The organism is Kribbella alba (genome assembly GCF_039529635.1).
Lineage (GTDB): Bacteria > Actinomycetota > Actinomycetes > Propionibacteriales > Kribbellaceae > Kribbella > Kribbella alba.
In genome coordinates, this window is record NZ_BAAANE010000007.1 from 812,535 (window position 1) to 833,672 (window position 21,138).

Sequence of the window (21,138 nt, forward strand, 5' to 3'; positions counted from 1 at the left end):
GCCGCCCTGGGTCAGACCTTGCCGCCGGCGGCGGGAGGTGCGGTCGGGTCTGCGCCGGCGTCGCCGACGACCTCGCGGGCCAGGAAGTCCTCGAGGTGGAAGAGGTTGTCGCCGGCCCGCTTGGCGACGTTGACCAGCGTTGTCATCGCGGCGACCTCCTCGACCTGTTCCTTGAGGAACCACTGCATGAACTGCTCGCCGATGTAGTCGCTCTCGTCGCGCGCCGTCCGGGCCAGCGTCTCGATCTGCTTGGTGACCGTGACCTCCTGCCGCAGCGCGAGTTCGAGCGGCGCCAGCGCGGTGTCGAAGTCGTTCACCACGTCACCGGAGCCGGGGATCTGCGGTCGGATGTCCTTGTCGAGCAGGTACCGGACCATCATCATCGCGTGGTTCCGCTCTTCCAGGGCCTGCTTGTAGAAGTGCCCCGCGAGCCGCGGGAGGTCCTGGTCGTCGTACCAGACAGCCACTGCCGTGTACTGCTGCGCCGCCGTGAATTCGTTACGAATCTGTTCCTGGAGGAGTTTCGCGTACGTGCTCATCCCGCCAATGTAGTGCGCCTGCCTCCGATTCTCACCGTTGGCAAGCCCGCACGGCCCCAGAAACCAGCTCAGCCCAGCCTGACGGTTTCCGTCTCCGCCCCTGGCAAGGTGATAGTCACCTCGTGACCGGACACCGCAAGTTCGATGCCATCGGCAAGCGCCTCGGGCGGGATCGCGTCCCTGGTCAGCAACACAGCGTGCACGAGCACCAGTGGCTCACCGAGATGACCAGCCGTCAGGTACGGCGTGGCTGAGTGCGCGCCGAACGGGTTCGCCCCGAGATCGCGGTACACCCCGGCCTCGCCGTACCCGTGCAGGTCGACGACCGCCGACATCAGCCCGTCCGCGTTCCGCGCCGAGGCCCAGCCGGCGCCGGCCGTTGCCGCAGGCAAGGAGTCGCCCGCGACCGCGAAGCCACCGCTCCGGACCAGGGCCCCGGCCGGCCCTTCCACCAGCGCGCAGCGGATCTCCCAGCCGCCGTGAACCACCGACGCCGTCTCGATCCGCCACGGTCCCTCCTCGCCGAGCCACGCCTTGTGCCACGAGGCCGCGGACCGCGCGCCGATGGAGATCCGCCGGATCCGCCCTCGGCTGCTCGACCGGCCCTGCCGATCGACCAGCGCGATCAGGTTGTCGACGCGGGCGGAGGAGTCGGTCAGCTCGGGCCCGGCGTGGTTGGCGAACGCAAGGCGGTCGTAGTGCGGATCGCCCGCCGGCTCGACACCTTCCGGCTCGGTCGGTGGCGCGTGGTCGGCGCCGTGGTTGATCAACCGCACGACCTGGTCGTGCCGGCTCGCGTGCACCAACCAGCCCGGCGCGGGCATCGAACGGACCTGGTCGGCCTCGTCGAGCGGGATCGTCTCCTCGGGATCACTCCACACCGGGTGCTCCGGCGGCAGCAACAGGCCGATGAACCCCTTGCTCGCCCAGTACGGCGAACCAGGTCCGGAGTACGACTGGGTCGTCGGCAGGAACGTGTCGTACCAACCCAGCGACAGCAACCCGCGCTCATCCGGTACGCCGTGCTGCACGAAGTGGCGGGCGATCCCCGAGCACAGCCGCCGGGTCTGCCCCGGGCTGAGCGGTGTCGCGTCGAGCACCTGACCCATCCAGTACGGCGTGGCCGCGGCCATCCGATACGTCAGCGAACGCCCTTGATACACGGGAGCCCCGTCGTTCCCGACCAGGTGCACCGCGTCCTGGAGGAACAATCGCAGCCTGTCCTGGTAGACCTTCAGCCGATCGTCGTACTCCGCGCCCGGTGTGGCGGCGGCCATCCGCGTCCACAGGCCCGGGTAGAGGTGCATGGCCCAGCCGATGTAGTTGTCGAAGTTCTGCCCGTCACCGTCGGAATACCAGCCGTCGCCGACGTACCAGTCCTCGATCCGGTCCAGCCCACCCTCGATGTCCTCCTTCGAGTACGGCGCGCCGACCGACGCCAGGAACTGCTCGCTGACGACCTGGAACAACCGCCAGTTGTTGTCGTGCGTGGTGGAACCGATGAACCCGCCGAGCCACTCGGCCACGTGCTCCTGAGCGCGGGTGTCGAGCCGGTCCCAGATCCACTCGCGCGACTCGTGCAGCGCGACCGCGATCGCCGCGGCCTCCACCATCTGCTGGGACTTCGGCGTGAGCCGCAGCCAGGCCTCCGGGTGGTCGGGGTTCGCGCCGTTGGCCACACCACGCGCGTACCGCTCGATCAGCTGCTCACAGCCCTTGCCGCGCACGCCGGCGATCCGGAACGCGGCCAGCATGAACGAACGCGCGAATCCCTCGAGCTCGTCGGACGCGGTCCCGGACCGGCTGGGCCGACCGGGCAGCACGACGCGAGCGGCACCGGGGGAGAAGTACGGAACCAGCGAGTCGAGCAGGTGATCCGCGAGCGCCTCCCAGTGGGCCCGGACCCAGCCGGTCTGGCGGGACAGGACGCGATCGGTGTCAGGGAGCACGAGGCGGCTCATGCGATCCTCCCGAGGTCGGTGGCAGTGATGGCATGGAGAAGAGGCACGCCGGCGGCGAAACGTTCGACCTCACCCACTGCGAGTTCGCCCAACCGCGCGACCTCGTTCCCGACGGCGCCGGCCAGGTGCGGGGTGAGGAACACGTTGGGCAGTTCGAGCAGCGGGGAGTCCGGCGGCAGCGGTTCGGGGTCGGTCACGTCGAGGACCGCGTCGATCCGGCCGGACCGGCACTCCTTCTCGAGCGCGGCGGCGTCGATGATCCGGCCGCGGGCGGTGTTGATCAGCACCGAGCCGTCGCGCAGCAACCCGAGCAGCCTGGCGTCCACCAGCCCGACGGTCTCCGGCAGCAGTGGGGCGTGCACGCTGAGGATGTCGCTGCGACTGAACAAGGCGTCCAGCTCGACCAGCTCAGCACCCAACTCGGAAGCCTCTGCTTCGCTCAGATACGGATCGCTGATCAGTACTTCGAGGTCGAAGGCGCGCAGGCGCTCCGCCACCATCCGGCCGATCCGAGACGCCCCGAGCAGGCCGACCGTGCTGCCGTAGTTGCCCGGCACGTTGCTGGGATCCGGCCGATGCTTGGTTGCCTTGTACTCCGCCCCCAGGCGGAGGGCGCGCTTCCCGCTGAGGATGATCATGGCGACCGTGAATTCGGCGACCGGCAACGCATTCGCGACGACCGCGGACGAGACCTGGATGCCGCGGTCGAACACGGCAGGGTCGACGAACCCCTTCACCGAGCCGGCCGCGTGGATGATCGCCTGCAGCTTCGGCGCCGCGACGAGCACCTCGGGGGAGATCGCAGGACACCCCCAACCTGTCAGCAGCACGTCCACCTCGCCGAGGGCGTCCCGGATCTCGGGGTCGGCGAGGAACGCGGCGCCCGGGCCGACCCGCAGTACGTGGGCGACGCGGTCGAGACGGGCGTGGACCGCGGGGACCAGCACCCGGGCGCGGCTGGACTCGTTCATCGCCAGCATCACGGTCGGCTGGGTCGAACCGCCTGCGGGCGGGGCGGAGACGGATGGATCGGATTCGGTGCGCACAGGAGCACGCTAGCAAGCGCTTTCCGAATCCGCTCGTCGTGTCCGCGTCGTGGCACTTGCCGCCAGCCCGGCCGGGACCTTCCTGCCGGCCGGAGGTGGAGCTCAGAAAAGTTCCCAGCAGCAGGAATTCCTGCCCGCCGGGGCGACGTTGAACCCTCAGAAGGCAGGATAGAGGGGCCTACCCGCCCTGAAGGCCACTGTGAAGGAGAACGACGATGCTGCGACCGGACGACCTCTACGAGATCGTCGACGAGTCGGTGGCGACCGGCCCGGCGGCTTCGCCGAAGGTCATGGTGCTCTCGCTGGACGGGTTCATGGACGCCGGGCAGGCCGGCCGCGTGACCGCCGACCACTTGCTCGAAGTGCTGGAGAACAGCCTGCTGGCGCGTTTCGACGTCGATCTCCTGCACGACTACCGCGCCCGCCGTCCCGAGGTGACGTTCGCGGAAGACCGGTTCATCGACTACAGCCCGCCGCAGCTGTCCCTTCACCTGATGAAGGACGACGCCGGCGTGGAATTCCTGCTGCTCGAGGGTGCCGAGCCCGACAACCACTGGAACCGGTTCGCTGGTGCGGTGCGCCAGCTGATCGATCGATACAACGTGACCCTGACCGTTGGTGTGCACGGCATCCCGATGGGCGTGCCGCACACGCGGCCGCTGGGGCTGACCGCCCACGCCACCCGGCCCGAGCTGGTGACGCGGTCGAACATCTGGGACGGCGAGATGCGGCTGCCGTCGAGCGCGGCGACCATGTTGCAGGTGCGGCTCGGTGAGGCCGGCAAGGACGCCATGGGGTTCGCGGTGCACGTGCCGCACTACTTGGCGGAAAACCGCTTCCCCGCTGCTGCGCTGGCGCTGGTGCACGCGATCTCGGCTGCGACCGGCCTGCTTTTACCTAGCAAGGCGTTGCTGGACGAGGCTGCCGTGACCGGGCGACTGGTGGACGAGCAGATCGAGGCTTCCGACGATGCCGCGGCCGTGGTGAACGCGCTGGAGACGCAGTACGACGCTGCTGCCGGCTCTCTTAGCCGCGGGAGTCTGCTGGCCGGCTCCACGCCGTCGGCCGAGGAGCTGGGCGCAGAGGTCGAGCAGTTCCTCGCCGAGCTCAACCGCGACGACGACAACTGAGTACTACGTGACGTCGGTCGGCCGGGCTGCCAAAAGGCAGCCCGGCCGACCGCTGTCTGGACGAGGCGCGCAGGGGCGGGCCCGGAGCGTTCATCGACTTACCGCGTGCGACCGAGAGCTCACCGAAAACCACCGCGTGACCGCAGCCACACCTGCTCAGTCCGGGTCTGCACGGTGTGAGCCGCGTGGACCTGTCAGGATGAGGCATGCCCGAGTCCCTGGAGGATCTGGTCGAGTTGCTCGACCTGGAGATGATCGACGACGACCTGTTTCGCGGCCGGCAGCCGCAGACCTCGGCGCAGCGCGTCTTCGGGGGACAGGTGCTCGGCCAGGCCCTGGTCGCAGCCAGCGGTACGGTCGACCCGGAGCGGATCGTGCACTCGCTGCACGGCTACTTCCTGCGGCCGGGCGACACCGCAGTACCGATCGAGTATCAGACCGAGCGGATCAGGGACGGTAAGTCCTTCAGCAGCCGCCGGGTGGTCGCGTCGCAGCATGGCAGGACGATCTTCTACATGTCGGCGTCGTACCAGCGTCCCGAGCCGGGGCTGGACCACTCCGATCCGATGCCGGACGAGCTGGTTCCACCGGAGCATGCGCCCACCCTCGCCTCGGTCTTCGAGCAGGCCTCGGGTCGCAAGGCCGAGGACTGGAACAAGGAGTGGGCCGCGCTCGACGTCCGGCTCGCCGGTGTAAGTGGCCGGCAGTTCTGGATCCGTGCCGCAGGCAAGCTTCCGGATGATCCGGCCTTGCATGCTTGCGTCCTGGCGTATGCGAGTGACCTGACGTTGCTCGGGGCAAGCTTGTTGCCGCACGGCATCATCATCGGCGACGAGCGGATCCAGCCGGCTTCGCTCGACCATGCGCTCTGGTTCCACCGGCCGTTCCGGGCCGACGAGTGGCTGCTCTACGACCAGGCCTCGCCGTCGGCCTCGGGTGCGCGCGGGTTCGCCACCGGGCGGCTCTTCAGTGAGGACGGCCGGCTGGTCGCCTCGGTCGCGCAGGAAGGCCTGATCCGCCCGGTCGGGCTCGATCTCGGCGAGGAAGACAGTTGACTGGGTCTGTTAGCTTCGACGGCATGAAGCAGCGCGCTGTAGAGACGACGACGCCGAGGTATGTCCCGGCGCGCTGACAGTTGACTGTCGAAATTCGAAGCCCCGGGGCGAGTGCCCCGGGGCTTCGCCATGTGGACACTCGCCTCACCATCTTGAGGAGTCCACATGTACGACCACCGCAAACTCGGCCGTGAACTCGGCCTGTTCGACTCGGATCCGCTGATCGGAGCGGGTCTGCCCTACTGGTTGCCCGCTGGTGCCGCGATCCGGCAGGCGCTCGAGCGGTACATCGTCGAGGTCGAACGGAAAGCCGGTTATCAGCAGGTCTATTCGCCGGTGCTCGGCAAGCGCGAGCTCTATGAGATCTCGGGCCACTGGTCGAAGTACAGCGACGACATGTACCCGCCGATGGATATCGGCGGTGAGCAGATCGTGCTGCGGCCGAGCCTGTGTCCACACCACGCGCTGATCTACCGCTCCCGCGCGCACAGTTATCGCGAACTGCCGCTGCGGATCTCCGAGCTCGGCGGACAGTACCGTTCGGAGCTTTCCGGTGTGCTCGGCGGCCTCACCAGGGTGCGCGCTATGCAGCTCAATGACGGGCACATCTTCTGCAGCCTCGACCAGGTCGCGGAGGAGGCCGGCAAGGCGCTCGAGTTGATCAACCAGGCGTACCGCGACCTCGGGATCAGCGCCGCTCGGTACCTGCTGTCGCTGCCTGCGGAGGGTGCGAAGTTCGGCGAACCGGACAGCAAGTACGTCGGGGATGCGGATAGTTGGGCGCGTGCCGCCGGGCTGCTGAAGGACGTGCTCGACAATGCGGGCATCGACTACGAGGAAGCCCCGGGAGAGGCGGCGTTCTATGGTCCGAAGATCGACATCCAGATGGAGGATGCGGCCGGTCGGGAGTTCAGCCTGTCGACCATCCAGGTGGACTTCCACCAGCCGGCCGCCTTCGGCCTGGAGTACATCGGTGCCGACGGCAACAAGCATCGCCCGGTGATGGTGCATCGCGCGATCGTCGGCAGCATCGAACGAGCCGTCGCCCACCTGATCGAGGTCCACGGCGGCGCCTTCCCGGCGTGGCTCGCCCCGGTCCAGCTCGTAGTACTGCCCATCTCTGACAACGAAGAGAAGGCAGCCGCTGAGGTGGTCCGGCGTGCGATGGATCGTGGGTTGCGAGTCGAGTTGGCGCATGCCGACGAAGGCAGCCTCGGCGCCCGTATCCGAGAGAACCGACTGGCTCCGTACCAGGCCGTCATCGGCGCCCGCGAGGCCGCCGACGGCCTCATCGCCGTCCGCCAACGCGATGGCCGGCGACAGGACCCGGCCGAGATCTCGCCGATCCTCGACCACCTCCGCGACAGCTGCCAACCCCCATCACTCCAACACGCAGCCAGCCGGTCGGAGGCGGTGATGTCGTGACAGCGGGCAGGTCACCTGGGGTGGTCCGAGGTCTGCCGGGGTGAAGGCCTGGAGCCGGCGCGCCTTGGACGGTTCAGCGAGTCTGCAGTTGGCCGACGAGGTGGGTTTGGGTCTGGTCGCCGTTGTAGAGGGCGAAGTCGATCGTGTTGTCGGTGCGGCGGTGCCCGAACCGGACGTGGGAGGGGAGGAGGAGCGGTTTGCGGAAGTCGACGCGGACCGTGTAGGCCTCGGGCAGTCCGCCGGCGCGCTCGATCGACGCGAGGGATGCCGCCTTGGCCCACATGCCGTGAGCGATCTGGCGGGGGAAGCCGAACGCCTGGGCCGACAGCTTGAACAGGTGGATCGGGTTCCGGTCGCCCGAGGCCGCGGCGTACCGGCGGCCCAGGTTGCCGCGGAGATCCCAGAACGCTGTCGGCTCCAGTTCCGGATCCGGTAGGAGGTCCGGATGCGCCGAGGGCGTCCCCGACGAACGGCTCAGCAGCGCGGTCGAGTCCGTCCACACGACCTCGTTGTCCACGCTCACCGAGCTGAGGACGTCGAACACGGTCCCCTTCGGATGCGGCCGTTCCGGACTGCTGTGCACGTTGATCGCGAACTCCGCGTGCATCGGCAGCGGCTTCAGCTGGGTGATCGTGTTCGACAGATGCACGATCCCCATCGGCTTGTACGGGAACGACGGGTCCGACATCAGATCCAGGTGCAGCGGGAAGGCCAGCACGTGGGGATACGTCACCGGCAGAGCCGGCCCCGCGCTGAACCCGGTCACCTCCCGGTACGCCGCGAGGTGGTCCTGGTCGACCGTCGCGCGCGGGAGTTCCAGCGTCAGCCCGTCCGTGTCCGGCTCGTACTCCGCTTTGCGCAGGGTCGCCTTCACCGTCCGGGCATAGAGCGAGCCGAGCCCGGGCGAATCGTCGTACCGGCGGGTCGGCATGTCAGGCGCCGAGCAGGCTCTGGCCGCAGACGCGGACCACGTTGCCGGTGACGCCTGCGGAGGCCGGATCGGCGAACCAGGCGATCGTTTCGGCCACGTCGATCGGCAACCCGCCCTGCTGCAGGGAGTTCAGCCGGCGCCCGACCTCGCGGATCGTGAACGGGATCTTCGCTGTCATCTCGGTCTCGATGAAGCCCGGGGCGACCGCGTTGATCCGGATCTGCCGGTCACTCAGCCGCGGCGCCAACGCCTGCACCAGGCCGATCACGCCGGCCTTGGAGGTCGCGTAGTTCGTCTGGCCGTTGTTGCCCGCGATCCCCGCGATCGAGGAGACCCCGATCACCGAGCCGCCGTCCTTCAGCGCGCCGGACTCCACCAGGTGCGCGGTGATTCGCTCGGGTGCGCGCAGGTTGACGTCGAGCACTGCGTCCCAGGTGTCCGTGCGCATGTTCGCCAGGCGCTTGTCCCGGGTGATCCCTGCGTTGTGGACGACGATGTCGAGCCCACCAAGCTGCTCGGCTGCCGCCGCGACCCTTTGCGGAGCATCGATCGCGGTGACATCCAGGAGCAGCTCGTGGCCGCCGATCGACTTCACGACCTGCCGCAGGTCGTTGGCGTTCTGCGGTACGTCGACGCCGAGCACGGTGGCTCCGTCGCGGGCCAGTGTCCTGGCGATGGCCTCGCCGATACCCCGGGCGGCTCCGGTCACCAGTGCGACCTTCCCGGTGAGCGGTCCGTCCGGGTCGTTGCCGACCACCGGGCCGGTGCCGATCCGCACCACCTGAGCACTCACGTACGCCGACTTGGGCGAAAGGAAGAACCGCAGCGTGGAGTCCAGCTGGTCATGCGCGTCAGGTGCCACGTAGACCAGGTTGACCGTTGCGCCGCGCTTGACCTCCTTGCCGAGCGACCGGGTGAATCCCTCCAGCGCGCGCTGGGCGATCTGCTGCTCGGGACTCGCGGCCAGCTCTGGGGTCCGGCCGACGACGATCACCCGGCCCGCAGTACCGAGCTGGCGGATGACGGGGGAGAAGAACCGCTGCAGCGAGGTGAGATCCGCGGTGGACGAGGCACCGGTCGCGTCGAACACCAGCGCCTTCGGCCGCAACTCGCTCGACGCGACCCCCTCGGCCGCAGTACTGAAGGAGGCTCCGACATCGCGCAGCAGGGCCTGGATCGCCTTGCCCGCGTCGGTTTCGCCGATTGCGCCGAAGACCACCGGTCCGTCGATCACCGCCGCGCCTTCGGTCCACCGCGGCAGCGGTGCCGGGTCCGGCAGCCCCAGGTTCTTCACCAAGGTCCGGCCCAGCGGCGTCCGGGTGAAGGTCTGATAGCGGTCCGTCATCTGTTGCTCCCCTCCAGGATGGCGACGACGCCCTGGCCGCCGGCCGCGCAGATCGAGATCAGCCCGCGCCCACCGCCGCTCTCGTGCAGCTGCTTGGCCAGCGCGGCGACGATCCGCCCGCCGGTCGCGGCGAACGGGTGACCTGCCGCGAGCGAACTGCCGTTCACGTTCAGTTTGTCGCGGTCGATCTCACCCAGCGGCGCGTCCAGGCCGAGGCGCTCCTTGCAGAAGATCGGGTCCTCCCAGGCCTTCAGCGTCGCCAGCACCTGGGACGCGAACGCCTCGTGGATCTCGTAGTAGTCGAAATCCTGCAGAGTCAGCCCGGCGCGCGCCAGCATCCGCGGTACGGCGTACGCGGGTGCCATCAGCAGGCCTTCCGCACCCTTGACGTAGTCGACGGCCGCGGTCTGGGAGTGCGTGAGGTACGCGAGCGGACGCAACCCGCGCTCGGCGGCCCACTCCTCGGTGGACAGCAGCACCGTCGACGCGCCATCCGTCAGGGGAGTGGAGTTCCCCGCGGTCATCGTCGCGGTCTCGCCCTTGCCGAACACCGGCTTGAGCTTCGCGAGCTTCTCGACCGTGGTGTCCGGGCGCAGGTTCTGATCCTTCTCGAGCCCCAGGTACGGCGTGATCAGGTCGTTCTGGAAGCCGCGATCGTAGGCGGCCGCCAGGTTCTGGTGCGAGCGGTACGCCAGCTCGTCCTGCGCCTCGCGGGTGATGCCCCATTCGAGCGCGGTCAGGGCAGCGTGCTCGCCCATCGACTTGCGGGTCCGCGGCTCGGCGTTGCGGGGGATCTCGGGGACGATGTCCTTCGGGCGGAGCTTGGCCAGCACCTTGAGCCGGTCGGGGAGGGACTTGGCCCGGTTGAGGTCGAGCAAGACGTTGCGGAGCTCGTCGTTCACCGCGATCGGCGCGTCGGAGGCTGTGTCGACGCCGCCTGCGATGCCTGCGTCGATCTGCCCGAGGGCGATCTTGTTCGCCACCAGGATGGCCGCCTCCAGCCCGGTCCCGCAGGCCTGCTGGATGTCGTATGCCGGGGTCGTCGGCGCGAGCTTCGATCCGAGCACGACCTCGCGGACCATGTTCCAGTCGCGCGCGTGCTTCAACACAGCACCGGCGACCACCTCGCCGAGCTCCTGGCCGCCGAGTCCGGTGCGATCGACCAGGCCGTTCAGCGCGGCCGTGAGCATGTCGGAGTTCGAGGCGTGCCGGTAGGTCTTGTCCTGCCGGGCGAACGGGATTCGGTTGCCGGCGACAACGGCCACCTTGCGGGTCTCGGTCACGGGTTATCTCCTGCTTTTCGTGAGGTGGAGCGCCGGGTGCTGGTCAGGGCTTTGCGGCCTACTGCGGTGGCCAGGGTGGCGGTGATGGCCGTAGACCGGACGGTGTCGATGTCGGCATGGTGCACGACCGGGTGGCCGGGGCTGTTGCTCGACACGATCAGGCCCATCCGGGCCATGTGCATCGCACCGAGCGTCTGGGTGTAGAGGTGGTTGGCCAGGTAGTCGGTGTCCACCTCGTCGAAGACCCCGGACTTCTGCCCCGCCCGCAGGATCACCGAGATCCGCTCCAGCGCGGTGCCCATCGCCGTACCGAGCTTTGTCATCACCGGTTCGGTGATCTCGCCGAACAGTTCCTCGCCGGTGCGCCGCAACAGGCTCATCGCGCAATCGGCGAACGCGGGGTATTCCAGGCAGAAGTCGACGAAGACCTCGCTCAGCGCGCGGAGCCGGTTCATCGGCGCGCGCCGGGGGCCGTCGACCGCGTCCAGGCGCTCGTCAAGCTCGCCGAGGTAGTCGACCAGCGTGAGCGCGAACAACTCTTCCTTGCCGGCGAAGTGCCGGTAGATCAGGGCCTTGTTGATGCCGACGCGTTTGGCGATGTCGTCGATCTGGGCGTCGATGGTGCCGCGCTCGTCGAACAACTCCCGGGTGGCCCGGATGATGTCCCGCTCCCGGTCGCGACGACGCTCCGCCGTGGTCCGGCGGCGTCCGATCGCGAGCAACGCGGAGCTCATGCCTCCGATCTTAGTCACAGCGGTACCCCTCGGTGCAAACGATAGTTACACTCGTGGGTAACATCACTGTTGAAGCTCCTACCCCTGCAGGTTCGCCGGAGGATTCGATGACCATGACCGACCCGAAGACGCCGCAGCTGTCGGCCGATGTGATGGCGCTGGCGGGGGAGTTGGCCGCCGAGCGTTCGAAGCCGGAGTGGAGCACCTTCTCGCTCCAGCTGAACGACGAGCAGAAGGAGATCCGCGACTGGGCGCACGAGTTCGCCGCGTCCGTGATCCGCCCGGCCGCCTCCGAGTGGGACGAGCGTGAGACGACGCCCTGGCCGGTGATCCAGGAAGCCGCGAAGGTCGGCCTCTACGGTCTGGACGCGAACATCAACCTCTTCATCGACCCGTCCGGCCTGCTGATGCCGCTGGTGCACGAGGAACTCTTCTGGGGTGATGCCGGGATCGGCATGTCCCTGATGGGCACCGGACTGGCCAGCTCCGCGATCTTCTCCAACGGAACCCCCGAGCAGTGGAGCCAGTGGCTGCCGCGCTGCTACGGCACGGCTGACGATGTGCGCGTCGCTGCCTTCTGTTCGTCCGAGCCGGGCGCCGGCTCCGACGTATCCGCGATCCGTACCAAGGCGACGTACGACGAGAAGACCGATCAGTGGATCATCAACGGGCAGAAGGCCTGGGCCACGAACGGTGGAATCGCCGACATCCACGTCGTCGTCGCCACGGTCGACCCGTCGCTGGGGACGAAGGGCCAGGCCGCGTTCGTAGTACCGAAGTCCGAGGTGAAGGGGCTCGAGCAGGGCACCAAGCTGCGGAAGCACGGCCTCCGTGCGTCCCACACCGCCGACGTCTTCTTCGACAACGTGCGGATCCCGGGCGCGAACGTGCTCGGCGGCAAGGAGAAGCTCGACGCCCGCCTCGCCAAGGCGCGGGAGCCCCGCGACGGCAACCGGGCGCGGAACGCATCCATGGCGACCTTCGAGATGACCCGGCACATCGTCGGGGCGCAGGCGGTCGGCATCGCGCGGGCGGCGTACGAGTTCGCGCTCGACTACGCCAAGGGCCGCGAGCAGTTCGGTCGGCCGATCATCGACAACCAGGGCATCGCCTTCAAGCTCGCCGACATGGCGATGGAGATCGACGCGGCCCGCCTGCTCGTCTGGCGTGCCGCCAACATGTCCGCGGCCCTGATGCGCGGCGAGACCCCCGACTACCGCAACGGCGAGGGGTCGATGGCGAAGCTCAAGGCCGGCGAGGTGGCGGTGAAGGTCTCCGAGGAAGCCATCCAGATCCTCGGCGGCAACGGCTACACCCGCGAATACCCGGTAGAGCGCATGCACCGAGACGCCAAGATCTACACCATCTTCGAAGGGACCTCGGAGATTCAGCGGCTGGTGATTTCTCGGGCGATCTCGGGGATGCGTATCCGCTGACGTTCCCACAGCTCAGAGACTGATTCCAGGCTCTCCGCAATCCAGGCCGTCGTGCGGCTCCCATGAGGTAGTGGGCGAGCGTATGGCGGCCTGCTCCATCCCTGCTCCGTGAGATTTCAGAGCGAAAAGCCGAGCCAACCTGGAGTCCACAGCCTTCCGCGCCCGCTCAACCGCAGCGACGATTCGTACTTGATCGCACTGGCCGGATCCACAACCCGCGACGCCAACCACCGCTCCGCCGCAACCTCAAACCGAACCTTCCCCGCATTCGGATCGATGTACTCCCCACGCTCCCGATCGGTCTCCATGGCAGCCCCATGTCGCTCCGCAGCCACCTTCGTCCCAAACGCCTTCGACCGCTCGTCCCCTGAGGATCAATCCAAACTGCCAACCACCGCTTCCCACGTCCCCACTTCCGATTACGCACCCGCTCCGTCGTCCCATCGGCCTTCTTCTCCGGCCGAGTCCACTGATCCTTCGCGTAGGCCATGACGCCGCGCCTCCCTCGTGTTGACGTGCGGTAGCTCAACGCGCGGGTCGAGGAGAGAACGGCGTTCTTGCAGCCGATGGGCGACCACCTTCACCTCGCCCGGCCTCAGCGGCGAGACGGCATCTGCGGTGCGTGACACGCCAGCTACTGTTCGCCTTTGATCGCATTCAACCTAGACTGCAAGTCCATGCAAGCTCGCGAACGGAGTAGAGACATGGCATTGCGATACATCGGCACGGACAACCCCTGCCCGAACACGAACTGTCCGACAGTTTGGGTCGACGACGCCGACAACAGCATCGTCATCCAGGGCTTCAAGCTCGACGCTGAGACGATGGCAGAGGTGAACGCCACGGCCGCAGTACAGGACAACGAGACGGTAGTGCGGATCCCGGCTCGAATGGCGTCGGTACTGAGAGGAGCAATAGGTGACAGCTGAACCCCTGGCCTTCCAACTGTTCCGCTCGGCTCAGCACAGCGCGCTGCACCTCGAGACTCGGGATCTGTACGAACCCGACGACCCGGACTGGAACGAGTGGAAGGCGGGCAACCACTTCGATCCTGCCGAGCGCTGGCAGACGTTCCATGACCTAGTGCGTGACACGACAGGCAGGGGAGTCGAGGTACGGCGAGCCCGCATCGTGTCGGAGCCGATCAGTGAGTACGTGCAGTTCGAGTATGACGTCACCGAGCCGCACAACATAGCCGCCGGCGAGCAGGTGCGTTGGCTGCCGCGGAAGCTGACGGCCGGGCTGTTGGTCCCACCGAACGACTTCTGGGTGTTCGACGAGCAAGTCGTGCTGTGGAACTTCTGCGACGGCAACGGGACATGGGTCGGTGAAGAGCGCACTGACGATCCCGGTCTGGCTAAGTTATGCGTAGCTGCGTTCGATGCTGTGTGGGATCGTGCGATCCCGCACGCGGAGTACAAACCGAGCTGACAAGAGGCCTGTAACCGTTGCCGACGCCCCCTGCCTTCTCGAACGCTCAGAAGGCCAAACGTGACTTTGGTGTCCGTCTCGGTGAGATCCGGAAGACTGCCGGCCTCACCGGGCGGGCACTCGCGTCATCGTGCGGCTGGAGCGAGTCGAAGGTCTCGCGCATAGAGAACGGCAAGACCGCACCATCGGCAGAAGACCTTCGTCTCTGGGCTGCGCAGTGTGGGGCGCCTGATCAGACCGCCGACCTCATCGCCTCGCTGGAAGCGATCGAGGGCATGTTCGTCCAGTGGAGGCGGATGGAACGTGGCGGGCTTCGGCGTGCCCATGAGTCCGTGATGCCTGTCTGGCAGCGCACCAAACGCTTCCGTACGTACTCGCCGTGGCTGATCCCTGGCGCAGTGCAGACCGAGAGCTACACGCGCGCTCTCCTTCGCGGCACCGCAGCCCGCCGCGGACTGCCCGATGACGTCGAGGGTGCCGTCCAGGTGCGGAACGAGCGCCTGAAGTTGCTCCACCAGAAGGACCGGACGTTCGCCGTTTTGATCGAGGAGGCCGTCCTCCGGAACGTCATGGGGGACACCGACGTCATGGCCGGCCAGCTCGGCTACCTCCTCACCGTCAGCGAGTTGCCGTCAGTCTCCCTCGGCATCCTGCCCCTCGGCGCGGACCGTACTGCGATGCCCCCAGTCGAGGATTTCTGGATCTTCGACGACGCCCAGGTCAACGTCGAACTGATCTCCGGGTACCTCACCATCACTCAGCCCGGCGAAATCGCAATGTACGCCGACGCCTTCGCCCGGTTGGCCGAGATCGCCGTTGTCGGAGCCCCCGCGAGACGCCTGATCGCCACTGCTCTCGAGGTTCTCGAATAGCCATGCAAGTCCGTGCAAGTTCGTAGTGGCGGAGTCTTCTGAACTCATACCGTCTAACCACGGTCAGGGCGATGGGTGAGCCCCAGCGTGCGTAGGGCGGCGCGTAGTTCTCCTGCCCTGTCGCCCTGGCCGATCCAAGCGTCAGCAGTGATCGGAGGACGGCAGAGTGAACCTGACCAGGCAGCGGACGCGCGAGTGGCCGGTGCTGCGTTCAGCACAAGAACTGGATTGCGACGGCCGCAACCCGCATACCGATGATCCATGTCTCCTCGGCTACCACCAGGGCCCACACAGGGACGCGGCCGGCATTGCGTGGCTCGACGACGGTGACCTCTCGCGGCCCGACTGGCTGTTTGGGTAGGCGACGGAACGTCGTGACCGGCAATTGCGCCGATGGGTCCTCCGGGCGATGGCGGTGGAACGCCGCAACGGAGGCCGGCCGGATGGCTACGACCCACGCCATCGTTCAGTCGTAAGTGAGCCGCATAAACATACGGATGTCCACCCAGATGTGGGGCCATGCCCCCTATCCCTTGCGGGGCTTCTTCGAGTAGACCTTCGGTTGCCAATCGGCAGCATCGCGGACGAAGTAGTTGTATCGCTGGCTCAGGCGAAACCTGGCGGCCATGAGCTCAGGATCAAGGCCTGCTTGGTCGAGGAACAGGAGTCGGAGAATCCAACGGAGTGACTCGGACGCGGTGAGTAGACGGTCGATTTCGGCCTCGCTCATCCACTCTGTGGATGGTTGGTGCGCATACTCGTTGCGGATGGCGAAGACGAGGTCCTTCCAGCGGGGCGGTATGCCCAGTAATTCCCGGGACGAGTTTCTCGGCGCGGGCGGCCAGCTGCCGTAGTCGAGTTGCGTAGCTGACCTCATGCACGTGGCTGAGGAAACCGCTCACTGCGTCCGCAGCTGCAGGACGGATCGCGCGAACTGCTTCAGTCGCAGCCTGTCGAACTATCGCTCCTTCGTCCTCGGGGAATCGCTTCTCGTCGGGATGCAAGGCTCGGTGCAGGCCTTCGGCGGCCGTGGTCAGGATGAGGATCTGAGCGTCCATGGGCAGGCCGTCCTGCCAGGCGCTGGCGACACCCGCGGGGAGCGATCCAAACACGTCTGCGCGGTCTAACCAGGTTGCCAGGATGCGAAGCGAGATGTCGGACGGTCTAATCAAGGCGTGCGGGGACGCGGAGTTGGCCGCAACGTGGGACGCAGCGTGCACTGACCACCAGGTGCCTGGCCGGGGGCCTGGTTGGATCTCCGACGGTCTGATGCGTTTGCCCGTAGCAAGGGTTAGGAGGGTGCAAATTCACGACAGATCGGCAGAAGCGTGCTGACATAGTGTCCATGGGCGAATCGGCGAAGACGGAAGAGACCGCCGCGCTCTCTGTCCGGGCATTGGATGATGAGACGTGGCCGGCGTTTGCGCGACTGGTGGAGGCGAACAACGGCGTCTGGGGCGGCTGCTGGTGTGTGGGCTTCCACGTCAAGCTCGGCAAGGGTCGTACGGCGGCCGAGAACCGGGCCGAGAAGGAGCAGCGCGTCCACGAGGGGCGTACCCATGCCGCGCTGGTGTTCTCCGACGACGAGTGCCTGGGGTGGTGCCAGTTCGGCAGTCCCGAGGAGCTGCCGGAGGTCAAGAGCCGTCGCCTCTACGAGAAAGGCTTGGTCACCCTGCCTGACTGGCGTATCACCTGCTTCTTCACCGGCAAGGGCTTGCGCGGCCGCGGGGTGGCGAATGCTGCACTCGGTGGCGCGCTGGCCAAGATCGCTCGCCTGGGTGGCGGTACGGTCGAGGGCTATCCCGAAGAGACTGACGATCGCAAAGTGTCGGGATCGTTCCTGCACACCGGACCGATGGTCGCCTTCGAGAACCACGGCTTCACTCGTACGCGTCCGATCTCCCCGCACCGCTGGGTTGTCACCCGCACCGTCGCCCCAGCCTGACCTGCCCCAAACACCCTGCGCGATAGCGTTTGCCCGACCCGAACACCACCGGCAGCACGTCCATCGCCACCTAGTCCACGAGGCCGGGCCCGGCGAGCATGGCGAACAGGCAGCCCATGGCATTCGTCTCGCGCAGTCATGGTCGGCCCACTAGGGGCGACGGTTGACCTGGATCGTTGCTGAGAGCTGACGGTGAGCATCATCCGTGCGGGGTGAATTGATTCGGGTGTTGCACGCCGCTCAAGGCACCTAGTCCGCCCGGGGTGAGGCTTCCCACCGGGGCTGTAGGCATTGTCGACGAGAGGTACGTCGCACTGCGTGCGGCCGCTGTAGCCTGATCAGAGGAGAGACCCGTGGGATCTGACATCAAGGCTTCAGTCGACCTGTACATCGCTGCGTACCCGGACGCGGAGGCGGCGCGAGGTGGCCTCATGTCCCACCGAGAAGAGGCGGCGATCAAGGCCGACGTCGAAGACACCTTGCCGCCCAACAGTTCGCATGCGGACAAGGTGACCAAGCACGAGGTCGACGCGGACAGTACGACGGAGGTCAGGAACGCGGCCAAAGTAGTCCCGAGGAGAAGCACGCCGCGAAAGGGCTGTCCGGGAAGCTGACCCAACACGAAGAGAGCTGACATGAAGGACTATCCGCTGATCGCGGACCACGGCTTGATCGGGGATCTGCAGACTGCCGCGCTCGTCAGCACGGACGGCTCGATCGAGTGGTTCTGCGCGCCCCGCTTCGACTCGCCGAGTGTGTTCGGGGCGCTGCTGGACCACGAGAAGGGCGGCCACCTCCGCATCCGTCCGTCGCATGGCACCTTCGACACCAAGCAGCTGTATCTCCCGGACACGGCTATCCTCGTCACTCGCTTCCTCACCGAGGCCGGCGTTGGTGAGGTGATCGACTTCATGCCGGCGACGAGCAGCACGCACGCGACCCAGAACCACCGAATCGTGCGGCTGCTGCGCTGCGTCCGCGGACGGATGACCTTCGATCTGGACATCGCACCGCGGTTCGACTACGGGCGCAAGGCTCATCAGTGGCACTTGACCGAGCACGGCGGTGTCTGCACGAGCGACGACTCGACGCTGACCTTTCACGATGTGAGGGAGCCCGACGACGAGCGCCTCGTCCAGCCGCAGGTCGACGACGCAGGGGATCTGCAGATCTCGTTCACCCTGGAGGCCGGGCAGCTACGCGGGCTGATGCTCGAGACGGCCGCCGACGGACCGCCACGGGAGATCCGGGCCGCCGAGGCACAGCAGCTGTTCGACGACACGGCGCGCTTCTGGCGGACGTGGCTCGAGCAGTCCACCTACACCGGCCGATGGCGGGAGATGCTCGAGCGGTCGGCGATCACGCTGAAGCTGATGACCTACGCACCGAGCGGCGGCCTGGTAGCCGCGCCCACGGCCGCGCTGCCGGAGCAGATCGGCGGTGAGCGGAACTGGGACTACCGCTACACGTGGATCCGGGACGCGTCGTTCTCCATCTATGCCCTGCTCCGGATGGGGTTCACCGAGGAGGCGACCGCCTTCGCCGGCTGGATGCGGGACCGCGTGCAGGAGAAGGCAGGTGGGGCCAGCGGACCGCTGAACATCATGTACCGCGTCGACGGTTCCTCCGACCTCGTAGAGGAGACCCTGGAGCACTGGGAGGGGTACCGCGGCTCCCGGCCGGTGCACATCGGTAACGGCGCCGCCGACCAGCTGCAGCTGGACATCTACGGCGAAGCACTGGACAGCCTCTATTTCGGCGATCAGCGCGGCCTCACCATAGGCCACGCGGGCTGGCTCGCGGTCCGGGACCTGCTCGACTGGCTCGTCGACAACTGGGACCAGCCCGAGGAGGGCATCTGGGAGACCCGGGGTGGGCGCAAGGACTTCACCTACGGCCGGGTGATGAGCTGGACCGCCTTCGACCGGGCGATCCGGCTCGCCACCAGCCGGTCGCGGCCAGGGCCGGTGGATCGGTGGACCCGTGCCCGGGACGCGATCTACGACCAGGTCATGGAGCGCGGATGGGACCCGGAACGCCGTGCGTTCGTTCAGCAGTACGGCGGCAAGGTGCTCGACTCGTCACTGCTTCGCATGCCCACGGTGGGGTTCATCACCCCACACGATCCCCTGTGGCTGTCGACACTGCGGGCGATGGACTCCGAGCTGGTCACCGACAGCCTCGTCTACCGGTACAACCCCGAGGCGTCGCCGGATGGCCTCCGCGGGTCGGAGGGCACGTTCTCTCTGTGTACGTTCATGTACGTCGACGCGCTCGGCAAGGCCGGCCGGGTCGAGGAGGCACGGCTCACCTTCGAGAAGATGCTCACCTACGCCAACCACCTCGGCCTGTACTCCGAGGAGATCGCCCTGACCGGCGAGCAGATCGGCAACTTCCCCCAGGCGTTCACCCACCTCGCCCTGATCGACGCAGCCATGACCCTGGACGCCCAGCTCGACCGGACGTGATCCGGAAACGTCCTGCGGTGGTCAGACGTCCTGGATGGCCTCGATCCGGTTCGAGGCGATGGCTTTGGCGAAGGCTGCGAAGTCCTGGTCGTTCTGGGCTGCGTAGCGTTCGGAGAAGTCGGTGATCGACTTGTCGAAGGCATCGCCTTCGCCGAGGTAGGCAGCGATGGAAACCGGGTCGCCGGATCGTGCGTGTGCACGGGCCAGGGTCCACCCGCACGTGCGGCCGTACCAGGCCAGCGCTGCGGGTGCCATCAGCTCCACGAGCGCTGAGCCCTTCATGTCGGGCAGTTGGCGCCAATAGTAGTAGCGGTCGGCCTGAACACCCTTGGACCAGCCCAGGAAGATGTCGCTACTGGCCTGCATCAAGCGCTGGCCCTGAACCACCCGTTCGCCAGGTTGATTGAACGCGCTCTTGCGCAAGGTTCCTTCGAGAACCGACCTGGTGGCTTCCTTGACTTGGAGGAAAAGCGGATCGCCGCGGTCACGGCCCTGCAGGAGGACGATGAACGCTCGAGTTCCGACACTGCCGACGCCGACGACCTTGCGGGCCCAGTCGACGATCTCGAAGCGCTCCAGTAGTTGTCGAACGTCGAGCCGAAGACTGGAACGGTACCCCCGGAACTGACCTCTGACGACTTCCTCGAGTTCCCCGGGCTCTACGCCGTACGTCGTGTGGAGCTCGCGCACGGGGACGATCACCGGCGGGACACTGGCGATGCGGTAGCGGCCGTCGACCTCTTCGCCGAGCTTGGCGAGGGCCTGATCGCTGGTGCGGGAATGCGCCTTCTGTGCGTCCTTCTCAAAGCGCTTCTGGGCCTGTTTTGCCTGCTTCGGCGTCAACCCGCTCATACCGTCCTGCTCGCGGGTGCCCTTGCTCCTGCCCTTCTTGTTGCCTTTGCCTTTGCCCTCGCCTTCGGCGCCGGACAGGAAGGCGGTCACCGACTGCTTGATCTGGTCCTCGGCGAGGTGGGCGTACCACACGTCGAGAGTCTTCATGGCGGCGAACTCGGCCATCGACTCCCGGTAGGAGGTGACACCGGCCTTCGTGATCGCACGAGCGTCCGACTCCGAGCAGCCGTTGTTCTGTGCCGCGACCGTGAGGCTCGCTGCCAGACGTTTGACGTCGTACTCGAACGGGCCCGGAAGAGTCTCGTCGAAGTCGTTGATGTCGAACACCAGATTTCGCTCCGGTGATGCGAAGACCCCGAAGTTCGACAGGTGGGCGTCCCCGCACAGTTGGACCTGGAGACCGGCCGTGGGCGTCTCAGCAAGGTCCGCCGCCATGATCTTGGCAGCACCACGGTAGAACGTGAACGGCGAGGCCATCATCCGGCCGTGCCGCACCGGAACCAGGTCTGCGTCACGCCGGAGGTTCTGCTCCTCGATGAGTGCTACCGGGTCCGGCCGGTCCGCGGCGGGCTTCCACCCTGCGTGACTGTCCGGCATCGCTCGGGTGCGAGCCTCAAGGCCGCCCGCGCGGCGCTCCTCCAGAGTCAGATGTTCAACTGTCGTCGACATGATCGGCCGCCCTTCT

At 67.1% G+C, this 21,138-nt stretch carries 18 protein-coding genes and 1 pseudogene; 11 read left to right on the plus strand and 8 right to left on the minus strand.

Going from position 1 to position 21,138, the window contains the following annotated elements:
* Positions 1–11: 11 nt before the first annotated feature.
* From ABD210_RS21715 to ABD210_RS21725, 3 genes are all read right to left on the minus strand, one after another.
* The gene (locus ABD210_RS21715; RefSeq protein WP_344113720.1) at positions 12–539 is read right to left on the minus strand and encodes a ferritin; all 528 of its coding nucleotides are present in this window, start codon (positions 537–539) and stop codon (positions 12–14) included.
* 68 nt (positions 540–607) lie between these two features.
* A complete protein-coding gene (locus tag ABD210_RS21720; protein ID WP_344113721.1) occupies positions 608–2,500 on the minus strand; it encodes a DUF2264 domain-containing protein in 1,893 nt (630 codons plus the stop codon).
* Positions 2,497–3,546 (minus strand): hydroxyacid dehydrogenase, encoded by a 1,050-nt coding sequence (locus ABD210_RS21725; protein WP_344113723.1) that lies wholly within the window; start codon positions 3,544–3,546, stop codon positions 2,497–2,499. Before ABD210_RS21725 ends, ABD210_RS21720 begins: the two co-directional genes overlap by 4 nt.
* Positions 3,547–3,761: 215 nt before the next feature.
* On the opposite strand from ABD210_RS21725, the gene ABD210_RS21730 reads away from it, so the two are divergent.
* The 3 genes from ABD210_RS21730 (at position 3,762) to thrS (ending at position 7,156) form a co-directional block, all read left to right on the plus strand.
* Positions 3,762–4,676 carry a proteasome assembly chaperone family protein gene (locus tag ABD210_RS21730; protein WP_344113724.1) on the plus strand — a complete coding sequence of 305 codons (915 nt, stop codon included), beginning with the start codon at positions 3,762–3,764 and terminating at the stop codon, positions 4,674–4,676.
* Positions 4,677–4,882: 206 nt separating this feature from the next.
* On the plus strand, positions 4,883–5,731 hold the full coding sequence (locus ABD210_RS21735) for an acyl-CoA thioesterase (RefSeq protein ID WP_344113725.1): 849 nt from the start codon (positions 4,883–4,885) through the stop codon (positions 5,729–5,731).
* 165 nt (positions 5,732–5,896) lie between these two features.
* Positions 5,897–7,156 carry a threonine--tRNA ligase gene (gene thrS / locus ABD210_RS21740; protein ID WP_344113727.1) on the plus strand — a complete coding sequence of 420 codons (1,260 nt, stop codon included), beginning with the start codon at positions 5,897–5,899 and terminating at the stop codon, positions 7,154–7,156.
* A 73-nt stretch (positions 7,157–7,229) separates the two neighbouring features.
* On the opposite strand, the gene ABD210_RS21745 is transcribed toward thrS, so the two are convergent.
* Genes ABD210_RS21745 through ABD210_RS21760 form a run of 4 tightly spaced genes read right to left on the minus strand, consistent with a single transcriptional unit; the run spans position 7,230 to position 11,449 of the window.
* Complete coding sequence (locus ABD210_RS21745) at positions 7,230–8,087, minus strand: MaoC/PaaZ C-terminal domain-containing protein (protein WP_344113728.1); 858 nt, start codon at positions 8,085–8,087, stop codon at positions 7,230–7,232.
* A 1-nt stretch (position 8,088) separates the two neighbouring features.
* A complete protein-coding gene (locus ABD210_RS21750; RefSeq protein WP_344113730.1) occupies positions 8,089–9,432 on the minus strand; it encodes a 3-oxoacyl-ACP reductase in 1,344 nt (447 codons plus the stop codon).
* Positions 9,429–10,715, minus strand: coding sequence for an acetyl-CoA C-acetyltransferase (locus ABD210_RS21755; protein ID WP_344113731.1), 1,287 nt, complete (start codon positions 10,713–10,715; stop codon positions 9,429–9,431). The genes ABD210_RS21750 and ABD210_RS21755 overlap by 4 nt, the downstream gene beginning before the upstream one ends.
* Positions 10,712–11,449, minus strand: coding sequence for a TetR/AcrR family transcriptional regulator (locus ABD210_RS21760; protein WP_344113733.1), 738 nt, complete (start codon positions 11,447–11,449; stop codon positions 10,712–10,714). The genes ABD210_RS21755 and ABD210_RS21760 overlap by 4 nt, the downstream gene beginning before the upstream one ends.
* Positions 11,450–11,562: 113 nt before the next feature.
* On the opposite strand from ABD210_RS21760, the gene ABD210_RS21765 reads away from it, so the two are divergent.
* The 8 genes and pseudogenes from ABD210_RS21765 to ABD210_RS21800 all read left to right on the plus strand — a co-directional run bounded on the left by ABD210_RS21765 (position 11,563) and on the right by ABD210_RS21800 (position 19,601).
* Positions 11,563–12,885 (plus strand): acyl-CoA dehydrogenase family protein, encoded by a 1,323-nt coding sequence (locus ABD210_RS21765; protein ID WP_344113734.1) that lies wholly within the window; start codon positions 11,563–11,565, stop codon positions 12,883–12,885.
* 704 nt (positions 12,886–13,589) lie between these two features.
* Complete coding sequence (locus tag ABD210_RS21770) at positions 13,590–13,814, plus strand: hypothetical protein (protein ID WP_344113735.1); 225 nt, start codon at positions 13,590–13,592, stop codon at positions 13,812–13,814.
* A complete protein-coding gene (locus tag ABD210_RS21775) occupies positions 13,804–14,316 on the plus strand; it encodes a DUF6879 family protein (RefSeq protein WP_344113736.1) in 513 nt (170 codons plus the stop codon). Before ABD210_RS21770 ends, ABD210_RS21775 begins: the two co-directional genes overlap by 11 nt.
* A gap of 17 nt (positions 14,317–14,333) precedes the next feature.
* Positions 14,334–14,546 (plus strand): annotated as a pseudogene (locus ABD210_RS21780) (helix-turn-helix domain-containing protein); the annotation flags it as partial.
* 105 nt (positions 14,547–14,651) lie between these two features.
* The gene (locus ABD210_RS21785; protein WP_344114131.1) at positions 14,652–15,188 is read left to right on the plus strand and encodes a DUF5753 domain-containing protein; all 537 of its coding nucleotides are present in this window, start codon (positions 14,652–14,654) and stop codon (positions 15,186–15,188) included.
* Positions 15,189–16,533: 1,345 nt separating this feature from the next.
* Positions 16,534–17,133, plus strand: coding sequence for a GNAT family N-acetyltransferase (locus tag ABD210_RS21790; protein ID WP_344113737.1), 600 nt, complete (start codon positions 16,534–16,536; stop codon positions 17,131–17,133).
* Between the two features lie 353 nt (positions 17,134–17,486).
* Positions 17,487–17,747, plus strand: coding sequence for a hypothetical protein (locus tag ABD210_RS21795; protein ID WP_344113738.1), 261 nt, complete (start codon positions 17,487–17,489; stop codon positions 17,745–17,747).
* Between the two features lie 21 nt (positions 17,748–17,768).
* Positions 17,769–19,601 (plus strand): glycoside hydrolase family 15 protein, encoded by a 1,833-nt coding sequence (locus tag ABD210_RS21800; RefSeq protein WP_344113740.1) that lies wholly within the window; start codon positions 17,769–17,771, stop codon positions 19,599–19,601.
* A gap of 21 nt (positions 19,602–19,622) precedes the next feature.
* On the opposite strand, the gene ABD210_RS21805 is transcribed toward ABD210_RS21800, so the two are convergent.
* Positions 19,623–21,122 carry a DUF2252 domain-containing protein gene (locus ABD210_RS21805; RefSeq protein ID WP_344113741.1) on the minus strand — a complete coding sequence of 500 codons (1,500 nt, stop codon included), beginning with the start codon at positions 21,120–21,122 and terminating at the stop codon, positions 19,623–19,625.
* Positions 21,123–21,138: the final 16 nt, after the last annotated feature.